This is a genomic window from Geodermatophilus sp. DSM 44513, assembly GCF_032460525.1.
Taxonomy (GTDB): domain Bacteria; phylum Actinomycetota; class Actinomycetes; order Mycobacteriales; family Geodermatophilaceae; genus Geodermatophilus.
In genome coordinates this window covers 3670468-3683879 of sequence record NZ_CP135963.1, presented here as the reverse complement: position 1 = coordinate 3683879, position 13412 = coordinate 3670468, and the positions used below count along the sequence as shown (strand labels likewise).

Sequence of the window (13412 nt, the reverse complement as noted above, 5' to 3'; positions counted from 1 at the left end):
GTGTGGCGAGACCCTCCCGGCGAGTTCGGCACCACGGCCCTGTCCGGCGGGGACAATGGCGGCAGCACGTGTCCCCAGCGCACTTGAAGGGCTCCCATGACCCGCATCGTGATCATCGGTGGCGGACCGGCCGGCTACGAGGCCGCGCTGGTCGCCGCATCCCTCGGTGCGCAGGTCGCCGTGGTGGAGCGGGACGGCATCGGCGGGGCCAGCGTGCTCACCGACTGCGTCCCCTCGAAGACCTTCATCGCCTCGGCCGGCGTGATGAGCAGCGTCCGGGACTCGACCTCCCTCGGCGTGCGCGGCTCGGAGCTGACCACCGTCGGCATCGACCTGGCCGCGGTCAACCAGCGGGTCAAGGGCCTGGCGGTGGCGCAGTCCGCCGACGTCCGGGCGCGGCTGGTCAGCGAGGGCGTGCGGGTCGTGGCCGGGCAGGGCCGGCTCTCCGACGAGCGCCGCGGCCTGGCCGAGCACCGGGTGGAGGTGCTGGACGCCGAGGGCACGGTCACCGAGACGCTGGAGTGCGACGTCGTCCTCGTCGCCACCGGCGCCGACCCGCGCGTGCTGCCCGGCGCCGAGCCCGACCACGAGCGGATCCTCGACTGGCGCGACGTCTACGACATCGACGAGATGCCCGAGCACCTGGTGGTCGTCGGCTCCGGGGTGACCGGCGCGGAGTTCGCCTCCGGCTACCTGGAGGCCGGCGTCCCGGTCACCCTGGTGTCCTCGCGCGACCGGGTGCTGCCCGGGGAGGACCCCGACGCCGCCGAGGTGCTCGAGGACGTCTTCCAGTCCCGCGGCGGCCGGCTGGAGCGCGGGCGCGCCGCCGGGGTGCGGCGCACCGAGAAGGGCGTGGTGGTCGAGCTGACCGACGGGCGCACCGTCGAGGGCTCGCACGCGCTGATGACCGTCGGCACCGTGCCCAACACCGCCGGGCTGAACCTGGAGGGCACCGGCGTGGAGCTCTCGCCGTCCGGGCACGTGGTCGTCGACCGCGTCTCGCGGACCAGCGTGTCCGGGGTGTACGCCGCCGGCGACGTCACCGGGGTGTTCCAGCTGGCGTCGGTCGCTGCGATGCAGGGCCGGATCGCGATGTGGCACGCGCTCGGCGAGGCGGTCACCCCGATCCGGCTCAAGACGGTGTCGGCCAACGTCTTCACCCACCCGGAGATCGCCACCGTCGGGGTGCAGGAGAAGACCATGCCCGAGGGTGCCGACATCGAGGTGGTGCGGCTGCCGCTGGCCACCAACGCGCGGGCCAAGATGGCCGACCTGCACGACGGGTTCGTCAAGCTCTTCGCCCGGCAGGCGACCGGCGTGGTCGTCGGCGGCGTGGTGGTCGCCCCGGGGGCCTCCGAGCTGGTGCTGCCGATCGCGCTGGCGGTCACCAAGGGGCTGACGGTCAGCGACCTGGCGCAGACCTTCGCGATCTACCCGTCGCTGTCCGGGTCGATCACCGAGGCCGGCCGGCGGCTGATGCGGGCCGACGCGCTCGCCTAGGTGTACTGACCGGGGAGGTTGGTCAGGCGGCTGATGGGCGGGTGGCCGCCGATGCCGGTGTGGGGCCGGTGGTGGTTGTAGGCGTGTAGCCAACCAGGGAAGGCCGCGCGGCGGTCGGCTTCGCTGGTGAACAGCTGGGCGAAGGCCCATTCGCTGGTCATGGTGCGGTTGAACCGCTCGACCTTGCCGTTGGTCTGCGGCCGGTAGGGCCGGGTCCGCTTCGCAGCGATGCCCAGCTCGGCGCAGGCAGCGGCCCAGTTGCGACTGCGGTAGCAGCCGCCGTTGTCGGTCAGCACCCGGCGAGCGGTCACCCCGCGAGCGGCGAACCAGTCGGCCGCCCGGCGCAGCACCGCGGCGGCGGTGGGGCCGGTCTCGTCCTCACAGATTTCGGCGTAGGCCAGTCGAGAGTGGTCGTCGAGGACGACGTGGATGAACCCGTGGCCCATCAGCGGGTTGCGATAGCGGCTTCGGGCCCGGCCGCCGTCGAGGTGCCGGTTGACTTTGCCCTGGACCCGGCCGAGGAAGCGCCACCCGCCGCCGGCGGGGATGTTGCCCAGCTTCTTCACGTCGACGTGCAGCAGCTCACCGGGCGCCTCGCGTTCATAGCGCACGACCACCCGCTCGCGGCGCTCGAGACGAGACAGCCGGCCGATGCTGCAGCGGCGCAGCACCGCTCCGGCCGTGGAGGGCGCCACGCCAGTCTCGGCGGCCAACCGAACCGGCCCCCAGCGCTTACGCAGCCGCAGCGACACGATCCGCTTCGTCCTCGCCGGATCGGTCTTGGTCGGGCTGGTGTGGGGCCGGCTGGAGCGGTCGGTCATGCCGGCGGCGCCTTCGGTGCGGTAGCGGTCGGCCCAGCGCCGGGCGGTGGTTGCCGAGACACCGAAGCGCTCGGCGGCCCGCGTCGCCGGCCACTTCTCCTCGACGATGAGTCGGGCCATCTGCAGCCGCTGGCGTGGTGTCAGTGCGGCATTAGCGTGGAGCACGAGGACCTCCGGTGTCGTGCAGTGGTCGCCTTCAGCAGCTCCACTCCACGCCCGGAGGTCCTCCCTCACAACATCCGTCAATCAGATCCTGTGATTGCACGCCCTCGACCAACGTCTCCGGTCAGTACACCTAGGACACCCGAACGGGTGGGGCCCGTGGGCCGTGCCGGCACGTCGCCAGGGAGGCTGCCGGGACGCCGGGAGGACCGCGGGGCGGGTGTGACAGCGGGTTCGACTGGATCGCCGGCCACCGGTGCCGACCCGCGCGCGGGCCGCCGAGGACAGGGGGGATGCACCCTCACCGGTTCGCCCCCGCCCCCCGCCGCCGCTCGCTGCGCGCGCTGGCCGGCGTGGCGACCGTGCTGGCCCTCTCCCTCGCGGTGCCGGCGACGGCCGCCCGGGCCGAGGCGGCCCCCGCCCCCGTGGCCGACACGGTCGTCGGCGAGGTCGTCCGAGCCTGGCCCGAGGCCGGCCTGGCCGGCTCGGCCGCGGAGGAGGAGCACGCCGAGGCGCCGCTGACCTGGGTGCAGGACGCGTCGGGTGAGGCCGTCCGGGTGCCCACCGACGCGGTGGCCGGCCTGCCGGTCGGCTCCACCGTCGAGGTCACCGTGGGCGGGCAGGTCACCGACGTCGCGGCGCAGGAGGGCCTGGAGCCGGCTCGCGACGTGCTGGCCAGCACGCTGCTGCAGACGGCGCCGGAGGTCCGTGCCGCGCGGGTCGCGGGCCTCACCAACCAGGTCACCGTGGCCATGGCCGTCCCGGCCGGTGGCACGGTGGACGGCGCGACGCTGGCCTCGGTGGTCGACGCCGTCGACGGGCCGGTCGCGGGCTTCTGGGCCGAGGAGACCGGCGGTGCCGTCCGGCTGGGTGTGACCGCCGCACACGACTGGGTGCGGACCGCGGCCGGCTGCGCGGACCCGACCGCGCTGTGGGACGAGGTCGCCGAGCGCACCGGCTTCCAGGCCGGGCCGGGCCGGCACCTGCTCGTCTACGTCAGCAGCCTGCCGCGCGACCTCGCCGGCTGCTCCTACGCGCTCGGCCAGGTGGGCACCGGGGTCGGTTCCGGCGGGCGGGTGTACGTCCGCGACGTGCTGCCGTCGGTGATCGCCCACGAGCTGGGCCACAACTTCGGCCTCGGGCACTCCTCGGCGCACCAGTGCGACGCCGCCGTGGAGACCGGCGCCTGCCGCACCGCCCCCTACCGCGACCACTACGACGTCATGGGCGCCTCCTGGGACTCCGTCGGGTCGCTCAGCGCCCCGCAGGCGGCCCAGCTGGGCGTGCTGCCGGCCGACGCCCAGCTGCCCGTCGCGGCGGGCGGGCCGGCGACGCCGGTCACCCTCGCCCCGCTGTCGGCCCGCTCGGGCACCCGGGCGGTGCGGCTGACCGACGCGACCGGCGGTACGTACTGGCTGGAGCTGCGCACCGCCACCGGCCGGGACGCCTGGCTCGGCTCGGCCGACAACCGGTTCGCCCTGGACGCCGGCGTCCTGCTGCGCCGCACCGGTGGGATGCCGGACACCGCGCTGCTGCTCGACGGCACCCCGTCGCCGGCCGCGCGGTGGGACGACGACTGGCAGTCCGCACTGCCCGTCGGCCTGCCGGTGGCCGTCGCCGGCGGGGCCTTCACCGTCACCGTGGACGCCGTCACCGCGGCGGGCGCGGCGCTGACCGTCGTCCCCGCCGCCGGCGCCGCCGTCCCGGTGACGCCGCTGCCCCCGGGGACCACCCCCGAGGTGCTGGCCGCCGCGCCGGCCGCGCCGCTGCACACAGCCGGACCGGCGGCGCCGCCGGCGGCCGCGGACGCCGGCACCACTGCCCCCGGCGCCGGACCGGTCCCGTCGGACCCGCCGGCGACCGCACTGCCGGCCGGCGTCGACGCGCCGGCGCCGGTGCCGGCGGCGGGACGGACGGCGAGCGGCGAGGCGCCGGCGCTCGCGCTGCTGTCCGGGGTCGGCGTGGCCGGCGCGGCCGCCTGGACCCTCGTGCGCCGGTGGCGTCGCCGGACCTGACCGCGGTCACCCACACGGACGGTCCGCCTCCAGTTACGAGCCGTGTGCGCCGATGAGGAGAGGGTCGTCCCCCGTCGTCTGGAGACCTCGTGCGCCTGCACTCCTGGCCGCTGACCGCCGTCAGCGTCGCCGTCCTCGCCGGAGCCGTCCTGGCCCCTCCCGTTGCCGCTGCCGTGGAGCAGCCGGTCCCGGGCGACACCGTGGTCGGCGAACTGGTCCAGGCGTACGCCGAGCCGGCCCCCGGGGACCACGAGGACGACCCGGGCGGGCACGAGGACGCGCTGCTGAGCTGGATCGAGCCGGACACCGGCGCCGCGGTCCGCGTGCCCACCGAGGACGTGGCCGCGGTCGAGGTCGGCGCGACGGTCGAGGTGACGCTGGGCGGCTCGGTCGTCGACGCCGCCGTCGCCGAGGGGCTCGAGCCGGCCGTCGACGTGCTGGCCGCGGAGGTCGTGGCCGCCGCGCCCGCGGACCCGCTGCTGTCCCGTGCGGCGCCGGGCACGACGCACGAGGTGACCGTGGCGCTCGTGGTGCCGGCCGGGGCGACGCCCGACGGGCGGACCCCCGCGGACGTCGCGGCCGCCGTCGACGGCCCGGTGTCCGCCTTCTGGGCCGCGCAGACCGACGGCGCCGTCCGGTTCGGCGTGACCGCCGCGTCCGGGTGGTACAGCGCCGCCGCGGGGTGCGAGGACCCCTACGGGCTGTGGGCGGAGGCCGCGGCGCGCACCGGCTGGGTCCGCGGCCCCAACCGGCACCTGCTGGTGTACGTCCCCACGACGGCGTCCGGGTGCAGCGCCGGGCTCGCCGAGGTGGGCCGGTCGGTCACCTCCGGCGGCCGGGCGCTGGTGAACCGGACGGTGACGTCCCTGGTCGCCCACGAGCTCGGGCACAACCTCGGTCTCGGCCACGCCTCCCGGCTGCGCTGCGACGGCACCGTCGACACCGGCGCGTGCGGGGTGGAGCGCTACGCCGACTGGTACGACCTCATGGGGGTCTCCTGGGAGCAGATGGGCTCGCTCAACGCCGCGCACGCCGCCCGGCTCGGGGTGCTGCCCGCCGGTGCGGCGCCCACCGTCTCCGCCGGCGCCCCGCCGGCGCAGTTCGTGCTCGCCCCGGCCGGTGCCCGCACCGGCACCCGCGCGGTCCGGCTGGCCGACGCCGACGGTGACGTCTACTGGCTGGAGTACCGCACACCGACCGGGCAGGACGCCTGGCTGGGCACCTCGGCGAACTACCGGCGGCTGCCCTCCGGGGTGGGCCTGCGGCTGGCCGGTGACGGCGAGGAGACCTCGCTGCTGCTGGACGGCACGCCCTCCCGGTCGGCGCAGTGGGCCGCGGACACCTCCGCGGTGCTGCCCGGCGGGGTGCCGGTGACCGTGGGCGGCTTCACCGTGCAGGTGCTCGAGGCGAACGCGGGCGGTGCCCGGGTCGAGGTCAGCGGGCAGCCGGCTCCGCCGCCGGCCGCGCCGGCCGGCCCGGACGCCGGTGGGATCGGCGGGACGGGCGCCACCTACTACCTCAACGACCGGTTCACCGGCATCGCCGACCGCGTCTTCGGCTACGGCGGCCCGCTGGACACCGTCCTGGTCGGCGACTGGAACGGCGACGGCGTCGACACGCTGGCGGTTCGGCGGGGCAACGTCTTCCACCTCCGGGACCAGAACACCTCCGGGCCGGCCGACCGCACGATCGCCTACGGCGACCCGGGCGACACGGTCCTGGTCGGTGACTGGGACGGCGACGGCCGGGACACCCTGGCCGTGCGGCGCGGCAACCTCTTCCTGGTGAAGAACTCGCTGCAGACCGGCGTGGCCGACAGCTCCTTCGCCTACGGCGACCCCGGCGACGTGGTGCTCGTCGGCGACTGGGACGGCGACCGCGCGGACAGCCTCACGGTCCGCCGCGGCGCGGTCTACCACGTGCGCAACGGGCTGACCACGGGCGTGGCCGACGCCGTCTTCGGCTACGGGGACCCGGCCGACACGGTGCTGGTCGGCCGGTGGGGCACCGACCAGCGCGGCGACACCGTCGCGGTGCGCCGGGGCAACGTCTACCACCTGCGCGCGAGCCTCACGACCGGCCCGGCGGACCGCCAGGTCGCCTACGGCGAGGTCACCGACACCGCCTTCACCGGGGACTGGAACGCCGACGGCGTGGACACCCTCGGGGTGCGCCGCCCCGGCTGACCCGGACCGGCGGCGCGACCGGCCCGGTCGCGCCGCCCGTCCTCAGCCGGCGTCGGCGATGGTGCAGATGACCGCGCCGCTGGTGACCGTGGCGCCGACCTCGGCGGACAGCCCGCCGACCGTGCCGGCCTTGTGCGCGGTGATGGACTGCTCCATCTTCATGGCCTCCAGGACGACGACCAGGTCGCCCTCGGCCACGGTGTCCCCGTCGGCGACGGCGACCTTGACGATCGTCCCCTGCATGGGGCTGGTCAGGGCGTCCCCGGACGCCGCCGCCGCGCCGTGCCCGCCGCTGCGCCTGCGCGGCCTGGCCCCACCACCGGCGGCGGCCGGGGCCCCCCCGCCGGCGGCCAGGCCGGCGGGCAGCGACACCTCCAGGCGGCGTCCGCCGACCTCGACGACGACCGTCTGCCGCTCCTCGGGCTCCTCGCCCGCAGCCGGGGCGGCGGTGTACGGCGGGACCTGGTTGTCCCACCCGGTCTCGATCCAGCGGGTGTGCACCCGGAACGGCTCGCTGGTGAACGCCTCGTCGCGGACGACGGCCCGGTGGAACGGGACGACCGTCGGCATGCCCTCGACGACCAGCTCGTCCAGCGCCCGGCGGGCCCGCTCCAGGGCCTCGGTGCGCGTGGCGCCGGTGACGACCAGCTTGGCCAGCATCGAGTCGAACGCGCCGGCGACCTCGCCGCCGGCCTCGACGCCGGAGTCCCAGCGCACGCCGGGGCCCTGCGGGACCTCCAGCCGGGTCACCGGGCCGGGCGCGGGGACGAAGCCGCGGCCGGCGTCCTCGGCGTTGATCCGGAACTCGATGCTGTGCCCGCGCGGGGTCGGGTCCTCGGTGACCTCCAGCGGCAGGCCCTCGGCGATGCGGAACTGCTGGCGCACCAGGTCCAGGCCGGAGGTCTCCTCGCTGACCGGGTGCTCGACCTGCAGCCGGGTGTTGACCTCCAGGAAGGAGATCGAGCCGTCGGCGCCGACCAGGTACTCCACGGTGCCGGCGCCGGAGTAGCCGGCCTCGGCGCAGATGGCCTTGGCCGAGGAGTGGATGCGCTCGCGCTGCTCGTCGGTGAGGAACGGCGCCGGGGCCTCCTCGACCAGCTTCTGGTTGCGCCGCTGCAGCGAGCAGTCGCGGGTGCCGACGACGATCACGGTGCCGTGGGTGTCGGCGAGCACCTGTGCCTCGACGTGCCGCGGCTGGTCCAGGAACCGCTCGACGAAGCACTCGCCGCGGCCGAAGGCGGCCACGGCCTCGCGGACGGCGGAGTCGAACAGCTCGGGGATCTCGTCGGTGGTGCGGGCGACCTTGAGCCCGCGCCCGCCGCCGCCGAAGGCCGCCTTGATGGCCACCGGCAGCCCGTGCTCCTCGGCGAAGGCGATGACCTCGTCGGCGCCGGAGACCGGGTCGGTGGTGCCGGGCACGAGGGGGGCGCCGACCCGGGTGGCGATGTGCCGCGCCTGGACCTTGTCGCCGAGCGCGACGATCGCCTCGGGGGAGGGGCCGATCCAGGTCAGCCCGGCGTCGATGACCGCCCGGGCGAAGTCGGCGTTCTCCGACAGGAAGCCGTACCCGGGGTGCACGGCGTCGGCGCCGGACTGCTCCGCCGCGGCGAGCACCTTGTCGATCACCAGGTAGGAGTCGCCGGGCGTCGTCCCCCCGAGGGCGTAGGCCTCGTCGGCCGTGCGGACGTGCAGCGCGTCCCGGTCGGGCTCGGCGTAGACCGCCACGCTGGTCAGCCCGGCGTCCCGGCAGGCACGGGCGACCCGGACGGCGATCTCGCCCCGGTTGGCGATCAGGACCTTCTGCACCGGTGCCCTCCCTGGTTCGTGGACCGGTCGGACTGTAGTCATCCGGCGACGGCGCACCTGCGACCGGGCGACGCGGCACGGTCAGCCGGTGCAGGTCACGTCGAGGTCGACGTCCCCGATGACCTGCCCGTCGGCCACCAGCGGCGCGGTCAGGTGCAGCCGCACGCCGTCGACCGCCAGGTCGCCCGCGGCCACGGCGGCCGTCGACCGCAGGCCGACGTCGTCGAGGGTCAGCACGGCGCCCTCCGGCCCGAAGGCGAGCTCCACCGCGGCGCCGTCCGCTGAGCCGCGGACGGTGGTCCGTGCCCCGGCGTGCGCGCACGTGCCGGACATGGGGGCGCGGACCTCTCCGAGGCCTGCGTAGGAGACGACGACCGATCCGTCCGCGATCCCGGTGGGGAGCGTCCCGACCACGGCCGCCTCTCCCGGCCCGGCCAGTCCGGGCAGGGCGGGCGTGGCGGTCGGGGGCGTGGCGGTCGGGGGCGTGGCGGTCAGGGGCGTGGCGGTCAGGGGCGTGGCGGTCGGGGGCGTGGCGGTCGGGGGCGTGGCGGTCGGCCCGGCCGTGCAGCCGACGCACACCAGCGCCGCCACCACGAGCACCGCCTGCCGGGACCTCATGCGGCGGGCCCGGACACCGTCGTCACCCGGTCGGTGTCCGCGTCGAGGACCAGGCTGCCGCCCTCGAAGTCGGTGCGGGTCCCGCCCGGCACCGGGTACGGGTCGCTGGTCGGGTAGCCGAGCGGTCCGGTCTCGAAGCCCTGGGCGACCCAGGCGTCGAGGACGGCCCCGGTGATCCGGTGCGCCCCGGTGGACGGCGACCAGTAGACCGCGCCCCCCTCGAACCAGGTGAAGGCGCCGTCCGGGGTCGTGACGTGGTCGCCGACCGGGTGGCCGAGCGGTCCGGTCTCGAAGCCCTGGGCGACCCAGGCGTCGAGGACGGCCCCGGTCGTCCAGTGTGCCCCGGTGGACGGCGACCAGTAGACCGCGCCCCCCTGGAACCAGGAGAACGCGCCGCGGCCGCCGGGCAGGGCGACCTCGTCGGTGACCGGGTAGCCGAGCGGTCCGGTCTCGAAGCCCTGGGCGACCCAGGCGTCGAGGATGCCGCCGGTCACCCAGTGCGCGCCGGTCGGCGGCGACCAGTAGACCGCCCCGCGCTGGAACCAGGAGAAGGCGCCGCCGGGCAGGGCGACCTCGTCGGTGACCGGGAAGCCCAGGCGGCCGGTCTCGAAGCCCTGGGCGACCCAGGCGTCGAGGATGCCGCCAGCCAGCCAGTGCGCGCCCGTCGGCGGCGACCAGTAGACCGCCCCCCGCTGGTACCAGCGGAAGGCACCGGCGCCACCGGCGGTCCCCACCTCGGGCGCCACCGGCGGGCCCAGGCGCCCGCCCCGGCCGCCGGTGCGCAGCCAGGCCTGGTCGATGCCGGTCAGCCGGGGGGTGTGTCCCTCGGGGAAGGACTGGCGCACCGCTGCGGTGACCGCCGCCTCCAGGTGGGGGCCACCCCGCACCGACGGCTCCCTGGCCAGCGCGGCGACCACGAAGCGCGCGTCCGGCCCGACGACCCCGGTGGAGTGCCGGTACACCGACCCGTTGACGCAACACATCCAGCCCTGCTTCTGGGCGATGACGCCCTCGCCGGGGAGCCCGTCGCGCAGGCCGAACCACTGCCAGTGGCCGTCCGTGCCGCGCGGGGTGGACTGCCGCAGCTGGTCCAGGACGAAGTCCCGGCTGCCGGCCGACAGCCCGCCGGCGCCGCTGAGCAGGCCGTCGTAGTAGCGGACCACGTCATGGGCGGTGATCAGGGTGTTGCCCCAGTACCGGACGTTGGAGGTCAACCCGGTCTCGCCCAGCCCGTAGCGCGCGATCACGTCGCTCACCAGGCCGTTGGCCCCGTAGCCGCTCCAGAACCGGTTGGCGGCGGCGTCGTCCGACGAGCGGAGCACGCGACCCAGGGCGTCCAGGTCGGCCGGCCGGAGGACGATCTGCCCGAGGTCGCGGCGGCGCAGCAGGCTGTCGGCCATGAACACCTTGACGACCGACGCCGACTCGATCCGCTGGTGCGCCGCCGGCCCGTTGTCGGCGTACTCCCCGGTCAACCGGTCGAGGACGGCGAAGCCGAGTGTCACGCCCTGTCCCGCGGCCGACCTGCCCGCAGCGTCCACCCGGTCCTGCAGACCGGCTGCCCGGGAGGTCCCGGGGACCAGTCCGGTGACCGCCGCCACGACCGCGAGGACGACGAGGACGTGGGTCCACGTCCTGGCCGGCCCACCCACGGCACCAGATGGTCACAGCGCGCTCACCGGCGGGCAACGGATCGTGGGGCAGTCGGGACGGTGGTGACCTCAGCGGCGCCAGAGGTCGGTGATCGCCAGACCCCGCTTGGCCAGCTGGGTGCGCAGGGTGGCCAGCGACAGCCCCACGACCGCCGCCGGGTCGCCGTCCACCCGGCGGACGAACGGCGCGCCGAGCCCGTCGAGGGTGAACGCGCCGGCCACGGCCAGCGGCTCGCCGGTCGCCAGGTAGGCCTCGACCTCCGCCGGCGTCGGGCTGGCGAAGTGCACGGTGGTGGAGACGACGGCGACGTCGCGGCTGACCACCTGGCCGTCCCGGACGTCGAACAGCGCCTGCCCGGTGTGCAGCACGCCGCTGCGGCCGCTCATCCGCTGCCAGCGGTCCCGGGCGTCCTGGACGTCGGCCGGCTTGCCCAGCGGCTTCCCGCGGAACTCCAGCAGCGAGTCCGCGCCGACGACGAGCGCGTCGGTCTCCCGCTCGGCGACCGCGCGGGCCTTGGCGGCGGCCAGCAGGGCGACCTGCTCGCCGACCCGCGCGGCGCGCACGCTGGACTCGTCGACCTGGCTGACCACGACCTCCGGCGCCAGCCCGGCCTGGCGCATGAGGGCCAGGCGGGCCGGGGACGCCGAGGCCAGCACCAGCCTGCGGTCCACGCTCATGCCGTCCTCCCCGAGGCGCGCCAGCCACCGGGCCCCGGCTGCAGCGGCCGGCGGTGGCCGTCCGCGGGCCACGACCAGGCCCCGACGGGTGCCGGCCGGCGCCGCGGGCGCCGCCGCTGTGCCAGCGCGGCCACGACGACGGTGAGCGCGGCCAGCTCCTCCGCGGTGGGTTCGCCCCGCACGACCCGTAGGAGGGGAGGTGCCGACGCGAGTTCGTCGTGGGGTCGTGAGGAGTGGGGGCCCGGAGGGTCTCCGCGATCGAACGACGGATGGGCTCCACGCGGCTCGGGGACGGCACCTGGCTGCGGTGGTCGTCCGGAGGACGACGATGTCGTCGTCACAGCGGGATGTTCCCGTGCTTCTTGGGGGGCAGCGTCTGGCGCTTGTTGGCCAGCAGGCGCAGCCCCTTGGTGACCTCGATGCGGGTGTGCGAGGGGCGGATCACCTGGTCGACGTACCCGCGGTCGGCGGCGACGTAGGGCGACAGCAGCGCGTCCTCGTACTCGGTGATCAGCTCGGCGCGGCGGGCGTCGGGGTCCTCGGCGTCGGCCAGCTCGCGGCGGTACAGGATGTTCACCGCACCCTGGGCGCCCATGACGGCGATCTGCGCGGTCGGCCAGGCGAGGTTCAGGTCTGCGCCGAGGTGCTTGGAGCCCATGACGTCGTAGGCGCCGCCGTAGGCCTTGCGGGTGATCACGGTGATCTTCGGGACGGTCGCCTCGGCGTAGGCGTAGATCAGCTTCGCGCCGCGGCGGATGATGCCCTCCCACTCCTGCGAGGTGCCCGGCAGGAACCCGGGGACGTCGACGAAGGTCAGCACCGGCACGTTGAACGCGTCGCAGGTGCGCACGAACCGCGCCGCCTTCTCGCTGGCGTCGATGTCCAGCGTGCCGGCGAACTGGGTGGGCTGGTTGGCCACCACACCGACCGGCCGGCCCTCGACCCGGCCGAAGCCGACCACGATGTTCGGCGCGAACAGCGCCTGCACCTCGAGGAACTCGCCGTCGTCGAGCACGTGCTCGATGACGGTGTGCATGTCGTAGGGCGTGTTGGCCGAGTCCGGGACGAACGTGTCGAGCTCGCGGTCGGTGTCGGTGACGCCGTCGGCCGTGGTGTCGGCCGGGGGCACCTCGACGACCGGCAGCGGGTCGAGGTTGTTGCTGGGCAGGTGGGACAGCAGCGCCTTGACGTAGTCGAGCGCGTCGTCCTCGTCCTCGGCCAGGTGGTGGGCGACGCCGGAGCGGGTGTTGTGCGTGCGGGCGCCGCCGAGGTCCTCCAGCGTCACGTCCTCGCCGGTGACGGTCTTCACCACGTCCGGGCCGGTGATGAACATCTGGCTGGTGCCGTCGACCATGACCACGAAGTCGGTGAGCGCGGGGGAGTAGACGTGCCCGCCGGCGGCGGCGCCCATGACCAGGGAGATCTGCGGGACGACGCCGGAGGCGTGCACGTTGCGCCGGAAGATCTCCGCGTACAGACCGAGGGAGACCACGCCCTCCTGGATTCTCGCGCCGCCGCCCTCGTTGATGCCGACGACCGGGCAGCCGGTGCGCATGGCGAGGTCGAGCACCTTGACGATCTTCTCGCCGTAGACCTCGCCGAGGCTGCCGCCGAAGACGGTGACGTCCTGGGAGAAGACGCACACCGGGCGGCCGTCGACGGTGCCGTGGCCGGTGACGACGCCGTCGCCGAGGGGGCGGCGGGCCTCCATGCCGAAGCTGGTCGAGCGGTGGCGGGCGAACGCGTCGAGCTCGGTGAACGACCCCGGGTCCAGCAGCGCCTCGATCCGCTCCCGGGCGGTCATCTTGCCCGCGGCGTGCTGCTTGTCCACGGCCCGCTCGGAGCCGGCGTGCGCGGCCTCCCCGACGCGGCGCTCGAGGTCGGCCAGCTTGCCGGCGGTCGTGTGCAGGTCGAGGTCGGCGGGGACGTCGTCCCCGGCGCTTGCCCGTTCAGCCACCGTCACAGGTTCCGTAG

10 protein-coding genes are annotated in these 13412 nt (G+C 75.6%); 3 read left to right on the top strand and 7 right to left on the bottom strand.

Annotated features, from left to right (window positions below; all coding sequences use genetic code 11):
- The first annotated feature begins 96 nt into the window (after positions 1-96).
- Positions 97-1500 carry an NAD(P)H-quinone dehydrogenase gene (locus tag RTG05_RS17800; RefSeq protein ID WP_166526228.1) on the top strand — a complete coding sequence of 468 codons (1404 nt, stop codon included), beginning with the start codon at positions 97-99 and terminating at the stop codon, positions 1498-1500.
- Here the strand turns inward: RTG05_RS17800 and RTG05_RS17795 are convergent.
- On the bottom strand, positions 1497-2486 hold the full coding sequence (locus RTG05_RS17795) for an IS481 family transposase (RefSeq protein ID WP_166526227.1): 990 nt from the start codon (positions 2484-2486) through the stop codon (positions 1497-1499). The two genes, RTG05_RS17800 and RTG05_RS17795, sit on opposite strands and share 4 nt — an antisense overlap.
- A gap of 290 nt (positions 2487-2776) precedes the next feature.
- On the opposite strand from RTG05_RS17795, the gene RTG05_RS17790 reads away from it, so the two are divergent.
- Both RTG05_RS17790 and RTG05_RS17785 read left to right on the top strand, forming a co-directional pair.
- Entirely contained in the window at positions 2777-4498 is a 1722-nt protein-coding gene (locus tag RTG05_RS17790) for a M66 family metalloprotease (protein ID WP_315912020.1), read from the top strand.
- 89 nt (positions 4499-4587) lie between these two features.
- The gene (locus tag RTG05_RS17785) at positions 4588-6684 is read left to right on the top strand and encodes a hypothetical protein (RefSeq protein ID WP_166526225.1); all 2097 of its coding nucleotides are present in this window, start codon (positions 4588-4590) and stop codon (positions 6682-6684) included.
- Between the two features lie 42 nt (positions 6685-6726).
- On the opposite strand, the gene RTG05_RS17780 is transcribed toward RTG05_RS17785, so the two are convergent.
- The 6 genes from RTG05_RS17780 to RTG05_RS17755 form a co-directional block, all read right to left on the bottom strand.
- Complete coding sequence (locus tag RTG05_RS17780; RefSeq protein WP_315912019.1) at positions 6727-8490, bottom strand: acetyl/propionyl/methylcrotonyl-CoA carboxylase subunit alpha; 1764 nt, start codon at positions 8488-8490, stop codon at positions 6727-6729.
- 81 nt (positions 8491-8571) lie between these two features.
- Positions 8572-9108 carry a hypothetical protein gene (locus tag RTG05_RS17775; RefSeq protein ID WP_315912018.1) on the bottom strand — a complete coding sequence of 179 codons (537 nt, stop codon included), beginning with the start codon at positions 9106-9108 and terminating at the stop codon, positions 8572-8574.
- Entirely contained in the window at positions 9105-10613 is a 1509-nt protein-coding gene (locus RTG05_RS17770; protein ID WP_166526223.1) for a serine hydrolase, read from the bottom strand. Before RTG05_RS17770 ends, RTG05_RS17775 begins: the two co-directional genes overlap by 4 nt.
- A gap of 216 nt (positions 10614-10829) precedes the next feature.
- Positions 10830-11438 carry a Maf family protein gene (locus RTG05_RS17765; protein WP_166526222.1) on the bottom strand — a complete coding sequence of 203 codons (609 nt, stop codon included), beginning with the start codon at positions 11436-11438 and terminating at the stop codon, positions 10830-10832.
- A complete protein-coding gene (locus tag RTG05_RS17760; protein ID WP_315912017.1) occupies positions 11435-11779 on the bottom strand; it encodes an acyl-CoA carboxylase subunit epsilon in 345 nt (114 codons plus the stop codon). The genes RTG05_RS17765 and RTG05_RS17760 overlap by 4 nt, the downstream gene beginning before the upstream one ends.
- The gene (locus RTG05_RS17755) at positions 11776-13395 is read right to left on the bottom strand and encodes an acyl-CoA carboxylase subunit beta (protein WP_396349613.1); all 1620 of its coding nucleotides are present in this window, start codon (positions 13393-13395) and stop codon (positions 11776-11778) included. The genes RTG05_RS17760 and RTG05_RS17755 overlap by 4 nt, the downstream gene beginning before the upstream one ends.
- Positions 13396-13412 lie beyond the last annotated feature (17 nt).